The following is a 19,387-nucleotide window of genomic DNA, read 5'->3' on the forward strand; positions in this document are numbered from 1 at the left end:
GTCGATGCCTCATCTGGACAGCTCACCCGTGGCAAGTGGCCTAGTCTGCAGGGGCCCTTCAGGTCGGACGCCACCGACAGGGGGCGGGTGGTCGGCGTATCGGCAAGTGACGGAAGATGTCGTCAGCGTGCCTGTCTGACGCCGTCCATGCACCAAATCCCATGCCAGCAGGAGCACGTCATGTCAGCCAATGCCAATCGCGGAGTCGTCTACCAGGGAGCGGGGAAGGTGAGTGTCGAATCACTGGACTATCCGACCCTGGCGCTGGGAAATCGCAAGTGTGAACACGGCGTCATTCTCAAGGTCGTCTCGACCAATATCTGTGGTAGCGATCAGCACATGGTGCGTGGCCGGACCACGGCGCCCCAGGGCCTGGTGCTGGGCCACGAGATCACCGGACTGGTCGTCGAGGCTGGTCGCGACGTGGAATTCATCAAGGTCGGCGACATCGTCTCGGTCCCGTTCAACATCGCCTGCGGGCGCTGCCGCAACTGCAAGGAAGGCAAGACGGGGATCTGTCTGAACGTCAATCCGGCGCGTCCCGGCGCGGCCTACGGCTATGTCGACATGGGCGGCTGGACTGGCGGGCAGACGGATTACGTCATGGTGCCCTACGCCGACTTCAACCTGCTCAAGTTCCCGGATGCCGATCAGGCGATGGAGAAGATCCGTGATCTGACGCTGCTCTCCGACATCTTCCCGACAGGCTTCCATGGCTGCGTGACTGCAGGGGTCGGGCCGGGCGCCACGGTCTACATCGCGGGTGCCGGGCCGGTCGGGCTGGCGGCGGCGGTGTCAGCCCAGCTGCTTGGGGCGGCCTGCGTCATCGTCGGCGACATGATTCCCGAGCGTTTGCAGCAGGCCGAGAGCTTCGGCTGCGAGACCATCGACCTGCGTCAGGAAGGCTCGATGGAGGACAAGGTCGAGGCGATTCTCGGCGAGCGCGAAGTGGATTGCTTCGTCGATTGCGTCGGCTTCGAGGCGCATGGCTGTGGGTGTGATCATGGACGTGAGCAGCCGGCGACGGTGCTCAACTCGGCAATGGCGTTGACGCGTGCCGGCGGCCAGATCGGCATTCCCGGCCTCTATGTCACCGAAGACCCGGGCGCCGAGGATGAGGCCGCCAAGGTCGGTGCGCTCTCCATGCGCTTCGGACTGGGCTGGGCCAAGTCTCACTCGTTGCACACGGGGCAGTGCCCGGTGATGAAGTATCACCGCCCGCTGATGCAGGCGATCCTGTTCGGGCGCGTCAATATCGCGGATGCGGTCAACGTGCAGGTCATCAGTCTGGAAGAAGCGCCGCAGGGCTACGCGGACTTCGACGGTGGGGCTGCCAAGAAATTCGTCATCGACCCCCATGCCATGGTGCGCAACGGGCGCGCTGCCTGATATCGGGCATGAGAGACCCTTCGTGACAGGAGGCTTTCGCTACAGACGACGCTGCCACGACCTGTTGACCGGGGCGTGGCAGCGTCGTCTGCATTGTCTGACAGGCGCATGTGAGCACGACAACCTTCAGCGTTTGCAGTGATTCGCGATCAACGTCATCAGGCGGGCGAGTTCCTGCTCGATCCGCTCATCCGGTGCAAGGCCGATATTGAGACGCAGACAATTGCGATAGCGCGCAGATTCGGTAAACCAGGGGCCGATCCGGATATCTAGCTGTGCCTGCTCGGCGGCCTTGCCGAGGGCCCTGGCATCGAGGCCGGGCACCTCGATCCACAGCACCAGGCCACCTTGTGGTTGCGTCACGCGACTGCCCTCGGGCAGATGCTGACTCAGATAGTTGAGGTAGTGGGCCTTGTGCTGGCTGAGCTGGTGACGGACACGTTTGAGGTGACTGGCATAGGCGCCGGAATCGATGAAGTCCGCGACGGCGCACTGTACCAGCGTCGGCACACCCAGCGCGCGCTTGAGATATGGCGGAAGGAATCGGCCGGGCCGACACCAGCCCAGTCGGTAGCTCGGTGACAGGGTCTTGGAGACCGAACCACACCAGATGACGAAGCCGCCTTCGTCGTGGCAGGCCGTTGGCAGTGGCGGCGCTTCGCGATGGGTGAGCTCGAGATAGACATCATCCTCGATCACCGGCACGCGGTAGTGATTGGCAAGCCTGGCCAGGCGCTGTTTCTGCGCGGGAGTGAGGGTGATGCCCTGGGGATTCATGTGAGTGGTGCAGAACAGCCCGGCCTGCAGCTGACCGTTGGCGAGATGCTGTTCGAACTGATCGAGATCGATGCCTTGTGCACTCGAGGGAATCTCGATGACGTCGAGGGACAGCTGCGAGAGCAGATCCAGCAGGCCGTTGTAGCACGGTGAGCTGACTGCCACCGTGTCGCCGGGTTGCGTGCAGACCTCAAGCGCCGTCCTGACCGCATCCATGCAGCCGTGAGTGATGACCAGCTCCTCACTGCCCAGCACAAAGCCGGCCTGGGTGAAATGGCTCGCCAGGGCGCTCAACAGTGCGGGTTCGCCTTGCGCGGCGGGATACTGGGTGAGGGTATGCACGGCCCGCTTCATGGCGCGGCGCAGGCTGCGATCCAGTGCCTGCCGGGTCGCCCTGTCCAGCGCCAGATGCGCAGTGCCCAGCGGCCCGCACCGCCTCTGCGTGCGATGGCGATGCGTGGCGGGCGTGATGACTCGGCTTTCGAAGGACTGCCAGGTGGGCGCGGGCATGACACGTGAAGGCTCGGCGATGAAGAACCCCGATTGTGGGCGAGCCATCAGCCAGCCCTGCGATTCCAGCTCCGCATAACAGCTGACCGCCGTCGACACGCTGATGCCGTGCTGGCGGGCAAACTGGCGCAGCGACAGCATGCGATCCCCGGTGCTGAGTCTGCCGGCCTGAATATCCTGAATGCACTTCTCTGCCAGCTGTCGATAGCGTGCCATGAGCGAACTGTACTGGTGGAATGTCCAGAAACTGTATCTGTACGGCTATGGTGCGGCAAGCGAGACTGGCCCTCGTATGCCGCACGTCATCACCGTGATGTTCCACGGTCGCGGACAGCGGCGGTCATTGCCCGTCGTCAAGGGAACCTCGATCAGGAGACACGCCATGCAGGGACGCGATCTATTGCTCATCACCAGCGTGATGGCAATCTGGGGCTTCAACTTCTCGATGATCAAGCTGGGGGTCAGTGACATGGATCCCTTGCTGATCGCCGCGGCGCGCTTCGCGTGTGCCACCTTTCCGCTCATCTTCTTCATCCGCAAGCCGCAGGTGCCGTGGCGCTACCTGATGGCCTACGGGCTGGTGTTCGGTACCGGTATCTGGGGCATGGCCTCATGCTCGATCACCTTCGGACTGTCCTCTGGCATGGCGGCGGTCCTGTTGCAGACCGATGTGCTGACCACGGTGCTGGTCGGCGTGCTGCTCTACCGGGAGATCATCTCGCCGCGCATGGCGGCAGGCATTCTGGTCTCGCTGGTGGGGCTGGTGGTCTCCGTCTTCACCACCAACGGCAACGTGACCCTGGCGGGACTTGCCTTCATCCTGCTGGCGGCGATCTGCTGGCCCCTGGCTGGCGTGATTCTGCGCAGCTCCGGCACGCGCACACCTTTCGCCTTCAACCTCTGGGGCATGCTGTTTGCGCCGCTACCGCTGATGGCGTTGAGCGTCGCGATGAATGGCTGGGGGGGGCTGAGTGCCACCTATCAACAGTGGGGGATGGATGCCTGGGTCTCGGTGCTGTTCCAGGCCTATCCGACGACCCTCTTTGGTTACTGGGTCTGGAACCGGATGCTGCTCAAGTATCCGATGAGTCAACTGGCCCCCATGACCTTGCTGGTCTCGGTGTTCGCGTTGCTCAGTGGTTACGCCATCTTTGATGAGCAGTTGTCGCTGGCACAGTGGCTCTCGTGCAGCATCTTCCTGTTCGGGATCGCGCTGGTGCTCTATCCCCCGCGTCGCAAGGCGCTTGCGGCCTGTGGCTGATCGCGGCACTCCTGGCCCGGTGCCTGGCGTGGCCTGGCGCTTGTTGTCAAAGGTGCGCTGCGCTATACCGGTGAGCACATGAGGCCAGCGCGTTGCGCATGGTGCTCTCCGCTCAGATGTCCCCGAACAGGAATGCCCCCATGCACGCTTCCGCCACCAGCGCCGTCGATACCGCCAGCCTGATGCCTCAGCACGCCGACTTCTCCGATTGGCCGAACAGCCGTGAATGGCTGGCGCATCTGATCCATTTCGCGACCGTGTCACGTGACTCGAATCTGGCGTTGATCCATTGCCTGCGTGATGCTCTGGAAGTGGCCGGTGTCAGCGCCGAGATCATTCATGATGATGGCGGTGACAAGGCCAATCTGCTCGCGGTGATCGGCCCTGACGTGGAGGGCGGTGTGGTGCTGTCCGGGCATACCGATGTGGTGCCGGTGGAGGGGCAGGCCTGGGACAGTGATCCCTTCACGCTGCGCGAGGCCGATGGCCGCCTGTATGGGCGGGGCTCATCCGACATGAAGGGCTTCATCGCCTGCTGCATGGCGGCGGTGCCGGCGCTGGTGAGTGCAGCGCGTGATGGCAAGCTTGAAAGGCCTGTGATTTTCGCCTTCTCGTATGATGAAGAAATCGGCTGTCTCGGCGCGCCGCGCATGATCGCGCGTCTGCGTGATCGCCTGCCGCGCCCGGCGGCGGTGCTGGTGGGGGAGCCGACCTTGATGAGCGTCGTCGATGCCCACAAGGGCATCACGGTCATCCGCACCACGGTGACCGGCAAGCCGTCGCATTCCAGTCAGGTCAATCTGGGGGTCAGCGCGATTCATCTGGCGGCACGCATGGTCACCTTCATCGAGGACCGCATGCAGGCGCGCATCGATTGTGGGCATCTCGACGAGCGTTTCGAGGTGCCGCATGCCAGCCTGCATGTCGGGCGCATCGAAGGCGGCACGGCCGTCAACATCACCGCAGGGCAGTGCATCTTCGATTGGGAGTTGCGCCATCTGCCGGGCGAGGATGTCGAGGCGATGCTGGCGGAGATCGATGCCTACGCGGAGCGTCTGCTCGTGCCCTATCGCGAGCGGGCGCCCGAGGTGGCGATCCACAGTGAGCGCACGGTGGAGACGGTGCCGGCGCTGGGGCAGGGCGAACGTGATCCGGCGATCCATCTCTGTCAGCGTCTGCTGGGGGAGGCGCGTGCCAGTCAGGCGGTGACCTATGCCACCGAAGCGGGCCAGTTCCAGCGCGAAGGCTGGCCGACGGTGGTCTGCGGGCCCGGCTCCATCAGCGTGGCCCATCAGGCCAACGAGTACATCGACATCCGCCAGCTGGCGGCCTGTGATCGCTTTCTCGCTCAGCTGGTGCGTGAGCAGCAGACGAGCTGAGTGCGAGGGGCTGGCGTGATGCGGACAGAGTCATAAGCTCACAGGATCACAGGGTCCCCGGGCGTGGCGGTTGCTGCTCCGGTATGGGCAGCAGCATGGCGCTGCAGTGACGCAGCAGGTGATCAGTGAGCTGTTCGAGGGTGCTGCCGCCATGGCGCCAGTGATGCCAGTAGAGCGGGATGTCCAGCGCGTGGTCCGGCGCGATATCGACCAGTTCACCGCTGTCCAGCAGGTGGCGCGCCTGCTGCTCGGGAATCATCCCATAGCCCATGCCACTCAAGGCCAGGTGAACGAAGCCTTCTGAGGAGGGACAGAGGTGATGCGGGAAAGGCTCGTCGAAGCCCATCTCGGCCAGCAGCCGATGCTGCAGACGGTCATCCCGGCCATAGACGATGGCGGGCATGCTGCGCAGTTTCTCGGCAGGCAGACGTGACGGGATGACGCCATCCTCTCCGGCGATGTGGCGGCGCACGAAATCCGGGCTGGCCAATGCGCGATACCGCATGCTGCCCAGCGGATGTGAGCGTGCCCCCTGGACCGGGCGTGGGGTCGAGCAGATGCAGCCCGCCACCTCGCCATCGCGCATGCGCTTGAGGGCGACCTCCTGATCTTCCACCAGCATGTCCAGCAGCAGCTCGTGCGTCTGACAGAAGGCACCGGTGACCTGTGGCCACCAGGTGGCCAGCGAGTCGGCATTGATGGCGATGCGCAGGCGCTGCTCGCTGTCACCGAGAGCGGGAATCTGATCCAGCAGGTCATGCTCCAGCAGGCGCACCTGCTGCACATGATTGAGCAGACGCCGCCCCAGCGGAGTCGGCCCCAGGCGTGGCGTGCGCACCAGTACCGGCTGACCCAGACGGGCCTCCAGCAGCTTGATGCGCTGCGAGACCGCTGATTGTGTCAGGCCCAGCGCGCGTGCCCCGCGCTCGAAACCTGCCTGGTCGATGACGGCGGCCAGCGCCTCCAGCAGTTTGTAGTCCAGCATCAGAAATCCTTATGAGTCATTCCCTGAATCAATTTCCATGATGTATTCATCCTAGCGTACTCTGCCTGCGGCTGCAGCGCCGGGAAGTCCGGAAGCGCGCCGAAGACAGACAGGGGCGCAATGCGCTGAATCCGAGAATCATGCAAGGGAAGGGCAGTGTCATGTGGTGGTCAGTGTTCAATGGAGCAGGTGTCGGGGCCGGGCTGATCATCGCCATCGGTGCCCAGAATGCCTTCGTGCTGGGTCAGGGGCTCAAGCGCGAACATCAATGGTGGGTCGCGGGGCTCTGTGCGCTGTGTGATTGGCTGCTGATCGTGGCGGGGGTCTTGGGGCTGGGGGCCTTGATGCAGCAATCCCCCATGTTGATGAGCATCGCGCGTTGGGGAGGTGTCGCCTTCCTGCTCTGGCAAGCCGTCAAGGCGCTGGGGCGCATGCGCAGTGGTGGGCAGCTCACGGCGAGTACGGCGCTCAAGGCGAGCCTTGGCAAGGTGCTGATGGCGACGCTGGCGGTGACCTTGCTCAATCCGCAGGTCTATCTGGATACCCTGGTGATGCTGGGTGCCATCGGGGCACAACAGAGCTCGCCGGCGGGCTTCATCGCCGGAGCCAGCCTGGCCTCGATGGTCTGGTTCTTCGGGCTGGTGGCCTGTGCTGGCTGGCTGGCACCCCGCCTGACCAGTCCGCGTGCCTGGCAGGTCATCGAAGCCTTCATCGCGGCCATTCTGCTGGCCGTCGCCTGGCAGCTGGGCAGTGGCGCCTGGCTCTAGCGGCCAACGCAAGACGGGCATGTGGCAGTCGCAGGCGCGACGCGCCGATAGGTGTAAAGAAAGCATGACGCAGTGTCAGGCGCTCGCGGCAGTGAGAGCGCCCCGGGTGAGCAGTGTCGAGATGGCCGTCAGCGCTATGGCAGAGTTTCGTTACATGTCTGGCGTGGGGGGAGGCAGGATACGGCACCAATGAGGGCGCAAGGTGCATGGGCAGGGCGGCAGGCAAGGCATAGATTCCCGATAACGGAATCGGGACATCACAGGTGATGTGCGGCGCGTTCGCCTGTCATGAATGATGTCGCCCGCCTTTCTCTACCTTGCCTGCCTTGTCGGCAGCCTGACTCAGGAGTACCTCATGAACGCACCGGCGCGTATCGAACAGCACAATCCCATCGGCACGGACGGCTTCGAGTTCGTCGAGTTCACGGCACCGGATGCCGCCGGGATCGATGCCCTGCGCAAGTTGTTCAATCAGCTCGGATTTACCGAGACCCGTCGCCATCGCTCCAAGCAGGTGTTCCTGTTCCAGCAGCATGGCATCAATGTGGTGCTCAACGCTGAGCCGAACAGCCCCGCGGCACGCTTCGCGGCGATTCATGGCCCGAGTGCCTGTGCGATGGCCTGGCGCGTGGCAGATGCCGAGCAGGCGCATCGCTACGCGCTGGCGCACGGCGCACGCAGTGTCCAGCACCCTGTCGGCCCGGGTGAGGTCGGTATCCCGGCGGTGGAAGGGATTGGCGGCTCGGTGCTGTACTTCGTGGACCATCACCGGGAACGCTCGATCTACGACACCGACTTCGTCGCCTTAGATGGCGCAATCGAGAATGCCAACAGCGTCGGCCTGCATACGCTGGATCATCTGACGCACAACGTCGGACGCGGCCAGATGGATGTGTGGGCGGACTTCTATGCCCGTATCGCCAACTTCCGCGAGATCCGTTATTTCGATATCGAGGGCAAGATGACCGGGCTCTTCTCGCGGGCCATGACAGCGCCCTGCGGCAAGATGCACATCCCCATCAACGAGTCCGCCGACGACAACTCCCAGATCGCGGAATTCATCCGGGATTACAACGGGGAAGGCATCCAGCATCTGGCGATGGCGACGGATGACATCTATGCCACCGTCAAGGCGCTCAAGGCCAATGGCGTCAAGTTCCTGACCACACCCGAACCCTATTATGAAAAGGTCGATGCACGGGTGCCCAACCATGAAGAGAACGTCGAGGATCTCAAGGCCTTGAGCCTGCTGGTGGATGGCGCACCGGGTGAAGGAATCCTGTTGCAGATCTTCACCGAGACGGTGATCGGGCCGATCTTCTTCGAGATCATCCAGCGCAAGGGCAATGACGGTTTCGGTGAAGGCAATTTCAAGGCGCTGTTCGAATCCATCGAGGAAGACCAGATCCGTCGCGGGGTGCTGGAGGGCGAGCGGTGAGCTTCATCGCGAGCAGCGGGCGCTCACCAGAGCTGGCCCGCCGGAGTGACCAGCTAGCGTGGCCGTCAGTCTGAACCTTCCGCCTTGAAACGACGACGCCCCGCCGAGATTCGGCGGGGCGTCGTCGTTTGGTCAACTGGCCCTCATGGCGTCATCACATCGTCGGCACGCGCTGATGGTCGATCACCTGACGCAGCACGAAGCTTGAATGCACGCCGGTGACGCCCTCGATACGGGTGATCTGCTTGAGCAGCAGGTCGTGATAGTCATCCATGTCATTGACGACCACCTTGAGCTGGTAGTCGGCTTCCTGACCGGTGATCAGCAGGCACTCCATCACCTGGGGCAGCGCCGCGATGGTTTCCTCGAAGTTGGCGAAGCGCTCCGGGGTATGGCGGTCCATCGAGATATGCAGCAGCGCCATCAGGCTCAGGCCCAGCTTGCGGGCATCGACCTGTGCCCGATACCCCGTGATCATGCCGCTTTCTTCCAGGGCACGTACCCGGCGCAGGCAAGGTGACGGTGACAGGCCAATGCGCTCGGCGAGCTCCTGATTGCTGATGCGTCCCGACTGCTGGAGTTCGTCAAGAATCCGTCGATCGAAGCGGTCCAGTGTCGGGAGAGAAATGTTCTGGCTCATTTTTCGCAATCCATTGGCGGTGAAGGTGTGAATTATGAAATAAAATGCTTTCAAGATGGCGGTTTAGTGGGTTTTTCGCAATCATGCACCCCGATATGAAGCATATACTGTAATCACTGTTCAGCGATCCAGATGTTCGACCATCAGGGTCGTGCGAGCAGGTGGACTGGCCACCCTGTCCAGCCCGCTTCCTGCGGAACCCGGCTCGCTTCTGATCGATGCGAGGCCGCTGAGAGGCCTTCGACGGTGATCCCGCGATCTCTCCTTCCGCGCTGGCAACCGTGATCCGGAGCCACGTCCTGTCGCAGGTAGCGGCCATGTTCTCTACCTCCGACTTGCTTGCCTGTCGCGCTGGCGGCAAGCTTTCGGATGCGAGGGCCTTGATGCCCTCGTCATCTCACATTTACTCAGGCGCCCCGATTGGGACACTGTTGAGCGGGAAAGGTGCCATCGAATCCGCATCCGGATGTCGAACGTTGCTTTCCACGCCCACCACGCCAAGGACACGACCATGACTGCTGCATCCACGCCAAGTGCTGCCTTCGACCACACCAAATATCGCCCCGTCACGCCTGTCGCGCTGACCGACCGCCAATGGCCGTCGCGTACCGTGACCCAGGCGCCGCTATGGGCCAGTGTCGACCTGCGCGATGGCAACCAGGCGCTGCTTGAGCCGATGACGGTCGAGCAGAAGAAGCTGATGTGGAAGCTGCTGGTCAAGATCGGCCTCAAGGAGATCGAAGTCGGTTTCCCGTCCGCCAGTCAGCTCGATTTCGACTTCGTGCGCTGGTTGATCGAGGAAGACCAGGTGCCGGAAGGTGTCAGCATCCAGGTGCTGGTGCAGGCGCGTGAGCACTTGATCGCCCGTACCTTCGAGTCACTGGTCGGGGCGCGCGATGCCGTGGTGCACGTCTACAACTCCACCTCCACCGTTCAGCGCGAGCGGGTGTTCGAGATGGATCGTGAGGGCATCAAGGCCATCGCCGTCGAAGGTGCGCAGCTGGTCAAGGACTACGCTGCGCGTTACCCGGATACCAATTGGGTGTTCCAGTACTCGCCGGAGAGCTTCACCTCCACCGAGATGGATTACGCCGTCGAGGTCTGTGAGGCGGTGATGGATGTCTGGCAGCCGACGCCGGAAAATCGCTGCATCCTCAACCTGCCGGCCACGGTGGAAGTGGGCCCGGCCAATCACTTCGCGGATCAGGTCGAGTACTTCATCAAGCACTTGAGCCGTCGTGACTGCGCGATCATCTCGCTGCATACCCACAACGACCGGGGCGGTGCCGCTGCCGCTGCCGAGCTCGGCCTGCTGGCCGGGGCGGACCGCATCGAAGGGACCTTGCTGGGCAATGGTGAGCGCACCGGCAACATGGACCTGATCACCCTGGCGATGAACCTCTACAGCCAGGGCATTGACCCGGAGCTGGACCTCTCCAATCCGGACGAGATCATCCAGGTCTACACCGAGTGCACCAACCTGCCGGTTCACCCGCGTCACCCGTGGGTCGGTGAGCTGGTCTACACCGCCTTCTCCGGCAGTCACCAGGACGCGATTCGCAAGTGTCTCAAGAAGCAGCAGGCGGACGAGCCGTGGCAGGTCGCCTATCTGCCCATCGACCCGCAGGATCTGGGTCGCGACTTCCAGGCGGTGATTCGCGTCAACAGCCAGTCCGGCAAGGGCGGCATGGCCTTCCTGCTCGAACGCGATCACGGCATCAGCCTGCCGCGCTGGATGAGCCTCGAGCTCGCCCCGCACGTGCAGAAGGCCAGCGAGCAGGTCAGTGGTGAGCTGTCCAGCAACCAGATCCGCGCGATTCTCGATGCCAGCTTCAAGCGCGAGGCACCGCTGAGTCTCAAGGGCTATCGACTGGATCGTGAGGGGGCCGAGCAGCTCACCGCGACACTGATTGACGAGAAGGGTGAGCAGATCGCGCTGGCCGGTGAAGGCAACGGTGCCATCTCCGCCTTCATGGATGCCTGGCAGCGCCACACCGGTGCCACCGTCAGCGTGGTGGACTACGGCGAGCATGCGCTCGGGGAAGGCAGTGACGCCGTGGCGGTGGCCTTCGTGATGCTCAATCTCGATGGGAAGCGCGTCTGCGGCATGGCCGAGGATGGTGACACCGTGAGCGCGTCACTCAAGGCGGTGCTGTCGGCGGTCAATCGCGGCCTGGAAAGCAGTGCACGCAGTGAAGCGGAACGTGCCGAAGAGGCGGGTCCCGTCGCCGTCTGACGGCAATGAGCGACACGAGCGTCCACGAAAGGCGGAAATCCTGCTTGCAGTGACGGTCCACGAAGCCCTCGCCCCTTGCGGCGAGGGCTTCGTCGTTTCTCAAGGCCGATCACTCCCCAGCCCAGTCATGGCAAGGGATGAGCGCAATGTCAGTAGCTGATAACCCCGGCCTTGGCATGGCGAGCGGATATAGACTTTTGTCGGAAGTTGTCTGACGAGTCAATATCCGGACTTGCACCGGTGCCATCCCTGCGTATCATCGCTGCATCCGCGTAAATGATAACGATCTGGTGGTACAACGGATTCGAGAGCACAACAATTCCAAGCGGTGCAAGGGCAACCCCCCTGAGTGACGAGACAATGGATGTGTCCCCATCCCCTCGTCGGTCGGGATTCGCCGGTGCACCTCTCGTTCAGGAGGTCCGCTAGAACAACCCACAACTACTCATCGGTATCGCATGATTCAACTTGATGCTATCACTACCCTGCTGCTGGCGGCGCTTGTCCTCGTCGTCGGTCATCTGATTGTCGAGCGCGTACGCGTGCTGCGCGAGTTCAACATCCCCGAACCTGTGGTCGGCGGTCTCATCGCCACCCTCATCGTCACCGGCCTGCGTGGCCTGGGCTACGAGTTCCAGTTCTTCGCCGGTCTCCAGACCCCCTTCATGTTGCTGTTCTTCGGCTCGGTCGGCCTGTCGGCGGACGTCCGCATGATTCGTGCCGGCGGCAGCAAGCTGATCCTGTTCCTCGTGCTGGTCATCGGCCTGCTCATCCTGCAGAACCTGCTGGGTGTCGGTGTTGCCAGCCTGTTTGGCCTCGACCCGGTACTGGGGCTGCTCGGCGGTTCCATCACCATGTCCGGTGGTCACGGTACAGGGGCTGCCTGGGCCAACGTCTTCGCCGATGAATATGGCATCAATGGCGCGATGGAAGTCGCGATGGCCTGTGCCACCTTCGGGCTGGTGTTCGGGTCGCTGATCGGTGGGCCGACGGCACGTTTCCTGATCAATCGCATGAAGCGTGAAGGGCAGGACATCAATGCCCAGGTCAGCGATTCCGAGTATGACGAGACGGAAGTCCAGCACCCGCTGAATACCGCCAATGCTCTGAAAACGCTCTTCATGTTGCTGCTCGGGGTCGTCAGCGGTCAGCAGCTGCAGGCACTCACGGCGGATACGGCCTTCTCGCTGCCGACCTTCGTGTGGGTGCTGTTCAGCTGTATCGTCATCGGCAACGTGGTGCGCGCCTTCGGCGACAAGCACCTCAATACCCATGCCGTGGATGTGCTGGGCAACATCAGTCTGTCCATCTTCCTGGCACTGGCACTGATGACGCTCAAGCTCTGGGATCTGGCCAATCTGGCACTGCCGATTCTGGCCATTCTGCTGGCACAGGTCGCGCTGGTGTTCCTCTACACCACCCAGGTCACCTTCCGCCTGATGGGCAAGAACTACGACGCTGCGGTGCTGGTCGCGGGTAACTGTGGTTTCGGCATGGGCGCCACGCCGACGGCGATCGCCAACATGCAGGCGGTCACGCAGCACCACGGGCCGTCGCGTCTGGCCTTCATCATCGTGCCGGTGGTGGGTGGCTTCCTGATCGATATCGCCAACTCGCTGATCATCAAGGGCTTCCTCGGCTTCTTCTGAACATGACAGCAGGTGTCATGATGAGATGTCGCAGAATCTGCCTGGCATGAACGACAACGCCGGACTCCATGGGAGTCCGGCGTTGTCGTTTCGGGGAATCCCCCTTGCGGCGCGAGTGATGGGTCACGTCACGCTGTCAGGGAATCAGCTCCACAGTGTCACGATCAGGCCATAGGCCAGCAGCGTGACCACCACGGTGCCTGCCAGGTTCAGGAAGAAGCCGGCGCGCATCATGGTCTGGATCTTGAGGTGCCCGGTGGCGAACACGATGGCATTGGGTGGCGTGGCCACCGGCATCATGAAGGCGCAGCTGGCCGCGATGGCCGCCGGCACGGTGATCAGCAGCGGGTCGATGTCCAGCGACAGCGCAAGCGCGCCCAGCAGGGGCAGGAAGGCGGCGGCCGTCGCGGTATTGGATGTGACCTCAGTCAGGAAGATGATCACCAGTACCACGATGCCCACGAGCCCGATGAGCGGCAGCACGCTGAACATCGACAGCTGTCCGGCGATCCACTCCGCCAGACCCGAGCTCTTGATGACGCCCGCCAGTGCCAGTCCCCCCCCGAACAGCAGCAATACGCCCCAGGGCAGGTCACGCGCGTCTTCCCACACCAGCAGGCGACGACCGCGTGAGGTGCCGGAGGGAATCGCGAACAGTCCGACGCCGATGGCCATGGCGATGCCGGTATCCGACAGCCACTCAAGGCCGCTCTGATTGATCAGCGGGCGGAACATCCACAGCAGGGCGGCTACCAGGAAGGCGATGCCGACACGCTTCTCGGCGCTGCTCATGACACCCAGTGCCTTGAGCTCACGCTTTATCATCTCGCCACTGTCCGAAGTCTCGGATGCGAAGGAGAAGGGCGTGCGCGTCAACCACCACCAGGTGATGGTGCACATCGCGATGGCCACCGGCAGGCCGACGACCATCCACTGGGCGAAGCCGATCTCGATGCCCTGGTCACTGGACAGGTAACCCGCCAGCAGGGCATTCGGCGGAGTACCGATCAGTGTCGCGATACCGCCAAGGCTGGCGGAGTAGGCGATGGCCAGCAGCAGGGCGGCGGCGTAGCGCTTCAGCTCCGGGTCGTCGCTGTCGCGCTCATCCCGGCCACTGGACATCAGGCTGACCACTGACATGCCGATGGGCAGCATCATGATGCTGGTCGCGGTATTGGATACCCACATGCTGATGAAGCCGGTGGCGATCATGAAACCGGCGATCTGACGGCGGGGTGAATGGCCGGCAAGCTTCAGCGTATGCAGGGCCACGCGGCGATGCAGGTCCCAGCGCTGCATGGCGATCCCGAGCAGGAAGCCACCGAGGAACAGGTAGATGGTCGGATTGGCATAGGCTGCCGTGGTGCTCTTGATGTCGTCGATGCCAAGTGCGGGCACCAGCACGATGGGCAACAGCGACGTCACCGGTATCGGCAATGCTTCGGTGGCCCACCAGGTCGCCATCAACAGCGCCAGGCCCACGCAAAGCCAGGCGGTGTCCGGCATGTCGCCCGGGGCAGGGGTCAGCCAGGTCAGCAGCAGCAGGAGCGGACCGAGTATCAGACCGATACGCGCCGCAAGTGGCGCTTGTGGCGGCGTGGAGGATTGATCAACGACGTGATCGGTAGGTTGCTCAGGCATGTCGACTCCAGAGAAGCCCGCTGGCGACAGGCTTCCTCATCATGTTGGTCATCGTGTTGTTGGTATGGGTCATGGTAGGTGATGGCACGTTGTCGTGTTGGCGTTGTTCACTGCACGGCATGCATTCGTTCCTGAACGGGAGGTCATGCACGTCGTGTCATGCTGTCTGCGTCGGTCGATCGCCGCCGAGAGTCGGTCAGGTGGGGCTTTCGGGCCGGCAGGCGGCGCCATTGTCTCAGCATTGCGCCACGGCTCAATAGCCTTCATTGCCTGTTTCGAAACTCCCGTGGGTGAAACCTTGACGCCGCGCAAGCGCGACGCTCGATCCGAGGCGCTCAGGTCGCGTGCGAGGCCTTGCGTGACGCCATCCTGCACGGGTCAGGTTGCTGTCTGGCGACAGACGCTGTCGTTGGCTGTGGACTTGTGAGCGCAAGGGCTGGAAGGTAGGGTTAGCAGCCATGAACGGGGCCAGCGCAGGTCAACTGCGCGGCCCACTGTCGCGTTACTTTCACAAGGAAGATGATGGATGATTCTGGTCACGGGTGGTGCAGGCTACATCGGGTCTCATACGGTATTGGCGCTCATGGAGGCCGGCCATCAGGTGCTGGTGCTGGACAACCTGTCCAATGCCAGCGAAGCCTCCCTCGCGCGTGTGGCGACGCTTGCCGGACGCGAAGTGCCGTTCGTCGAAGGGGATATCCGCAACGGCGCGCTGCTCGACAGCCTGTTCGAGCGTCATGATATCGAGGCTGTGGTCCACTTCGCCGGGCTCAAGGCGGTGGGCGAGAGCGTCGCCAAGCCGCTGGCCTACTACGACAACAACGTCAATGGCACCCTGGTGCTGTGTGATGCCATGGCGCGGGCCGGCGTCAAGCGTATCGTGTTCTCTTCCTCCGCCACCGTGTATGGCGATCCGGCGTCCACGCCGATCCGTGAAGACTTCCCGACGTCCGCGACCAACCCCTACGGCCGCTCCAAGCTGATGGTCGAGGAAGTGCTGCGTGACCTGTCCGTGGCGGATGACAGCTGGCGCATCGCGCTGCTGCGCTATTTCAATCCGGTGGGTGCCCACGAGTCCGGTACCATCGGTGAGGACCCCAACGGCATCCCCAACAACCTGGTGCCCTATATCAGCCAGGTGGCGGTGGGTCGCCTTGAAGAGCTGGCCGTGTTCGGTGATGACTATCCGACGCCGGATGGCACCGGGGTGCGTGACTACATCCACGTCGTCGACCTGGCCGATGGCCACCTCAAGGCGCTGGACTATCTGGCCGGTGATGCGCGTGATGGCGTCCACACCTACAACCTGGGCACCGGCACTGGCTATAGCGTGCTGGACATGGTCAAGGCCTTCGAGAAGGCCAGCGGTCGCCCGGTGCCTTATCGCATCGCGCCGCGGCGTTCCGGTGATATCGCCGAATGCTGGGCGGAGCCGGACAAGGCCTTCAAGGAATTGAAGTGGAAGGCGGAGCTGGGGCTGGATCGCATGATGGCTGACAGCTGGCGTTGGCAGTCACGCAACCCCAATGGCTATCGCAGCAACTGAAGCAGGCATAGCAGCACCGATTGAGATGGGCGTGCGAGTGAGCTCGCACCCCGTCATCAATGGCTTCCTGGAAGCGGCCGTGGGCAGAATCCGCGGCCGCTTTTGCGTATGATGGCCCCGAGCTGAAAGCCGCGTGCTGACTCCCTTGAATTATCTGCGAGACTTCCATGAATCAGTCTGATGTCACCCCTGATCTTGAACTTCTGACGGCCATCGAGACGCTCTGCCGTGAAGCGGGGCAGGCGATACTCGCCGTTGCGCAGGGCGGCGATCTCGAGACACGCGCCAAGGCCGATGACAGTCCGGTGACGGCCGCGGATCTTGCGGCACACCGTGTGCTGGTGGAGGGGCTGGCCCGCCTGACGCCGCAGATTCCGGTGCTCTCCGAGGAAAGCGACAAGGCGGATATCGTGGCGCGCCGTGACTGGCAGACCTTCTGGCTGGTGGACCCGCTGGATGGCACCCGCGAGTTCGTCAACGGCAGTGGCGAATACACCGTCAATGTCGCCTTGATCCAGGGGACGCGCAGCGTGCTGGGCGTGGTGGATGCGCCGGTGCTCAGGGCGACCTGGAGCGGGCTTGATGGCGTGGGCGCGTTTCGCGAGGACGCCAATGGACGAACGGCCATTCGCGTCAGCCCGGAGCCCGAGGTGTTGAGAGTCGTGGCCAGCAAGTCGCATCTCGATGCGCAGACGGCGGCGCTGATCGAGCGTCTGACGCCGGTCGAGACCGTCAGCTGCGGCAGTTCGCTGAAATTCTGTCGTATCGCGGAAGGCGACGCGGATCTCTACCCGCGCTATGCCCCGACCTGCGAGTGGGACACCGCCGCGGCGCAGGCCGTGCTGGAAGCGGCGGGCGGGTGTGTCTTCGATGCGCAGAGCCTGACCGATGGTCAGCCGGATGTCCTGCGTTACAACGCGCGTGACACCCTCAGAAATCCTTTCTTCATTGCCTGTGGCCAGTCTGACGGCCGCTGGCGCCAGGTGCTGGAGTGCTGACGCTTGCGCCTGAGCGAGATGACTCATGATGCGTGAAACTCATGACAATGAGCGGCCCGGGGCCGGTGGTGGCAAAGGCATGCTGCGCCGCGCGGGGCGTGCTCTCTTTGCCAGACGCGCCGATGGCGGTGTCGCCGGTGGGCTGATCAGCGCCGTGCTGCTGTCATCGCTGGCCAGTCTGGTGCCATTGATCTACCACGGGCTGCTCGAGGGTGGTCTGATCCTTATCGGCAACCTGCTGCTGTGGCCGTGTCTGCTGGCGGCAGCCCATCGCCCACGCTGGCGCTGGCCGGCACTTGGCTTGATGGCCGCACTGGGCGTCAATCTCTCGGCCAGTGTGGTCAGCGCCGTCTATTACGATTCGCGCTATGGCCTGGCCTTCGCGCTGAGTTCGCTGGATACCAGTCGCAGCGAGTCGATGGCGATGCTGTTCAAGTTCCCGCTGGCACTCATCGTGCCGCTGGGGTTCTTCCTGCTGGCCCTGTCATTGGCCAATCGCCATGGGGCGGGGTTGGCTCGCGCCCGGCTGGGGGGGCGCAGCGGAATCGCCTTCGTGCTCTGGATGCTGATGCTGCTGGCAGGTAGCTGGCAGTGGGGGCGTGCCAGCGTGCCGCTGGCCATCACCACGCTGTCGGTATCGCCGGGCTGGAACCTGGCCACCACCTCACATGCCTGGTGGGAAAAGGAGCGTTTCAAGGCATTGATGGCGGATGACTACGATTTCGGCAAGGTCACGCTCAGCCCTGACGTGCCGGATGATGCGGTCTTCGTGCTGGTGATCGGTGAGTCCCAGCGGCGTGATCAGCTGTCGCTCTACGGGTATTCGCGTCCGACCACGCCCAATCTCGACGCCCGTCGTGATCAGCTGGTGGTCTTTGATCAAGCTATCGCGCCGGCGCCGCAGACGGTGCTGGCGGTGCCGATGCTTTCCAGTCTGATGGACCCGCGCACCTTCTCGCCGCGCTATCTGGATGCCAACCTGATTTCATTGGCCAATCAGGCCGGCATGCATACGGAGTGGCTGTCACGTCAGGGGCTCGATATCACCTCCGAGCGCACCTGGATCACCGCCATCGCCCAGCGTGCCGACGTCGCCAGAACCATCATGACGGAGTACGACGACGGACTGCTGGATGCACTCGATGAGGCACTGGCGCGCAAGGTCAAAGGGCCGCGACTGATCGTGCTGCATCTGTACGGCAGCCATCCGCCGGCCAGCCTGCAGTACCCCGACTCGCTGCGTTACTTCCTGACACCGGACAGTACCTCGCCGCTGACCGATGCCTATGACGACAGTATCCGCTTCACGGACCAGGTGCTGGAGGGCGTCTTCCAACGTCTCGAGGGTCGCCATGCCGGCGTGCTCTACCTTTCCGATCATGGTCTTGAGCATGATCCGCTCAGCGATGCTTACGTGCATGGCGGTGATCGCCCCAGCCAGGCGCCTTATCGCATTCCCCTGTGGCTGTGGCAGGCGGGGCGTGGTCCCAATCCCGAGCGTGAGATGGTGCATCTGCGCGAGCATGCCCGTCAGCCGTTCGCCAGTTTTGATCTTCCCTATCTGGCCAGTGACTGGATGGGAATCCACTTCTCGGGGGACAAGCCATGTCTGTCACCCTGGTCGGCCTGCTATCAGCCGCGCGAGCGCCATCCAGTGCTGGATCAACTGGGGCGTCTGAACTTCTTCGAGGATCTGCCGTCGGACTTTCTTGCCCGGCCGCTGGCCCCCGGTGCCGAAGAACTGGAAGAGGCCGTGGAGGCCACGACGCGTCTGCTGGAAAGTCCGGATGGCTTGCTCGACAGCGCTTCGGATGGCGCGTCATCCGCTCGTGCACAATCTTCTGGCGTGACGGCGAGGGAAACCTCCGCGCCGATCACCCTGTCACCCCCTTCACTACCCTCAGAGACACCCAAGGACTGACATGAAAATCACTGTCTTCGGAACAGGTTACGTAGGTCTGGTCACCGGCACCTGTCTGGCGGATGTTGGCCATGACGTGATCTGCATGGACGTGGATGCTGCCAAGATCGAGCGCCTCAAGCAGGGTGAGATCCCCATCTTCGAGCCGGGGCTCGAGAGCATGGTGATGCGCAACGTGGAGGCAGGGCGTCTCAACTTCACCACCGACGCCCGCGAGGCCGTCGCGCACGGCGTGCTGCAGTTCATCGCC

The 19,387-nt window shown here is 63.2% G+C and carries 14 protein-coding genes and 1 pseudogene; 11 read left to right on the plus strand and 4 right to left on the minus strand.

All coding sequences use genetic code 11. The annotated features are described in order from the left end of the window. The first annotated feature begins 180 nt into the window (after nucleotides 1-180). Complete coding sequence (gene fdhA, locus QD228_RS04780; protein ID WP_084208117.1) at nucleotides 181-1,389, plus strand: formaldehyde dehydrogenase, glutathione-independent; 1,209 nt, start codon at nucleotides 181-183, stop codon at nucleotides 1,387-1,389. Nucleotides 1,390-1,515: 126 nt separating this feature from the next. Here the strand turns inward: fdhA and QD228_RS04785 are convergent, their stop codons facing one another. After that, on the minus strand, nucleotides 1,516-2,892 hold the full coding sequence (locus tag QD228_RS04785; protein ID WP_279874585.1) for a PLP-dependent aminotransferase family protein: 1,377 nt from the start codon (nucleotides 2,890-2,892) through the stop codon (nucleotides 1,516-1,518). A 166-nt stretch (nucleotides 2,893-3,058) separates the two neighbouring features. Between QD228_RS04785 and QD228_RS04790 the strand changes: the two genes are divergently transcribed. After that, on the plus strand, nucleotides 3,059-3,937 hold the full coding sequence (locus QD228_RS04790) for an EamA family transporter (RefSeq protein ID WP_279874587.1): 879 nt from the start codon (nucleotides 3,059-3,061) through the stop codon (nucleotides 3,935-3,937). 140 nt (nucleotides 3,938-4,077) lie between these two features. Then, a complete protein-coding gene (gene argE / locus QD228_RS04795; RefSeq protein ID WP_308478074.1) occupies nucleotides 4,078-5,316 on the plus strand; it encodes an acetylornithine deacetylase in 1,239 nt (412 codons plus the stop codon). A 46-nt stretch (nucleotides 5,317-5,362) separates the two neighbouring features. Here the strand turns inward: argE and QD228_RS04800 are convergent, their stop codons facing one another. Continuing rightward, nucleotides 5,363-6,301 (minus strand): LysR family transcriptional regulator ArgP, encoded by a 939-nt coding sequence (locus tag QD228_RS04800; RefSeq protein WP_077374680.1) that lies wholly within the window; start codon nucleotides 6,299-6,301, stop codon nucleotides 5,363-5,365. A 161-nt stretch (nucleotides 6,302-6,462) separates the two neighbouring features. Between QD228_RS04800 and QD228_RS04805 the strand changes: the two genes are divergently transcribed. Together QD228_RS04805 and hppD are read left to right on the plus strand one after the other, a co-directional pair. Further along, a complete protein-coding gene (locus tag QD228_RS04805) occupies nucleotides 6,463-7,068 on the plus strand; it encodes a LysE/ArgO family amino acid transporter (RefSeq protein WP_077374677.1) in 606 nt (201 codons plus the stop codon). Nucleotides 7,069-7,423: 355 nt separating this feature from the next. Next, nucleotides 7,424-8,506 carry a 4-hydroxyphenylpyruvate dioxygenase gene (hppD, locus tag QD228_RS04810; RefSeq protein WP_279874589.1) on the plus strand — a complete coding sequence of 361 codons (1,083 nt, stop codon included), beginning with the start codon at nucleotides 7,424-7,426 and terminating at the stop codon, nucleotides 8,504-8,506. Between the two features lie 154 nt (nucleotides 8,507-8,660). Here the strand turns inward: hppD and QD228_RS04815 are convergent, their stop codons facing one another. Beyond that, nucleotides 8,661-9,146 (minus strand): Lrp/AsnC family transcriptional regulator, encoded by a 486-nt coding sequence (locus tag QD228_RS04815; RefSeq protein WP_077374671.1) that lies wholly within the window; start codon nucleotides 9,144-9,146, stop codon nucleotides 8,661-8,663. 511 nt (nucleotides 9,147-9,657) lie between these two features. On the opposite strand from QD228_RS04815, the gene QD228_RS04820 reads away from it, so the two are divergent. Beyond that, complete coding sequence (locus QD228_RS04820; RefSeq protein WP_279874591.1) at nucleotides 9,658-11,382, plus strand: 2-isopropylmalate synthase; 1,725 nt, start codon at nucleotides 9,658-9,660, stop codon at nucleotides 11,380-11,382. Between the two features lie 458 nt (nucleotides 11,383-11,840). Beyond that, nucleotides 11,841-13,031 carry a sodium/glutamate symporter gene (gene gltS / locus QD228_RS04825; RefSeq protein WP_077374665.1) on the plus strand — a complete coding sequence of 397 codons (1,191 nt, stop codon included), beginning with the start codon at nucleotides 11,841-11,843 and terminating at the stop codon, nucleotides 13,029-13,031. Nucleotides 13,032-13,175: 144 nt separating this feature from the next. On the opposite strand, the gene QD228_RS04830 is transcribed toward gltS, so the two are convergent. After that, complete coding sequence (locus QD228_RS04830; RefSeq protein ID WP_279874594.1) at nucleotides 13,176-14,672, minus strand: SLC13 family permease; 1,497 nt, start codon at nucleotides 14,670-14,672, stop codon at nucleotides 13,176-13,178. A 526-nt stretch (nucleotides 14,673-15,198) separates the two neighbouring features. Between QD228_RS04830 and galE the strand changes: the two genes are divergently transcribed. The 4 genes and pseudogenes from galE to QD228_RS04850 form a co-directional block, all read left to right on the plus strand. Further along, complete coding sequence (gene galE / locus QD228_RS04835) at nucleotides 15,199-16,218, plus strand: UDP-glucose 4-epimerase GalE (RefSeq protein ID WP_084208121.1); 1,020 nt, start codon at nucleotides 15,199-15,201, stop codon at nucleotides 16,216-16,218. 167 nt (nucleotides 16,219-16,385) lie between these two features. Further along, nucleotides 16,386-17,216 carry a 3'(2'),5'-bisphosphate nucleotidase CysQ gene (cysQ, locus tag QD228_RS04840; RefSeq protein WP_077374657.1) on the plus strand — a complete coding sequence of 277 codons (831 nt, stop codon included), beginning with the start codon at nucleotides 16,386-16,388 and terminating at the stop codon, nucleotides 17,214-17,216. Between the two features lie 25 nt (nucleotides 17,217-17,241). Further along, nucleotides 17,242-19,137 (plus strand): phosphoethanolamine transferase, encoded by a 1,896-nt coding sequence (locus tag QD228_RS04845; RefSeq protein ID WP_279874596.1) that lies wholly within the window; start codon nucleotides 17,242-17,244, stop codon nucleotides 19,135-19,137. 1 nt (nucleotide 19,138) lies between these two features. Next, nucleotides 19,139-19,387 (plus strand): annotated as a pseudogene (locus QD228_RS04850) (UDP-glucose 6-dehydrogenase); the annotation flags it as partial.

Origin of the sequence: Cobetia sp. 3AK, from assembly GCF_029846335.1 — a bacterium.
GTDB lineage: Bacteria > Pseudomonadota > Gammaproteobacteria > Pseudomonadales > Halomonadaceae > Cobetia > Cobetia marina.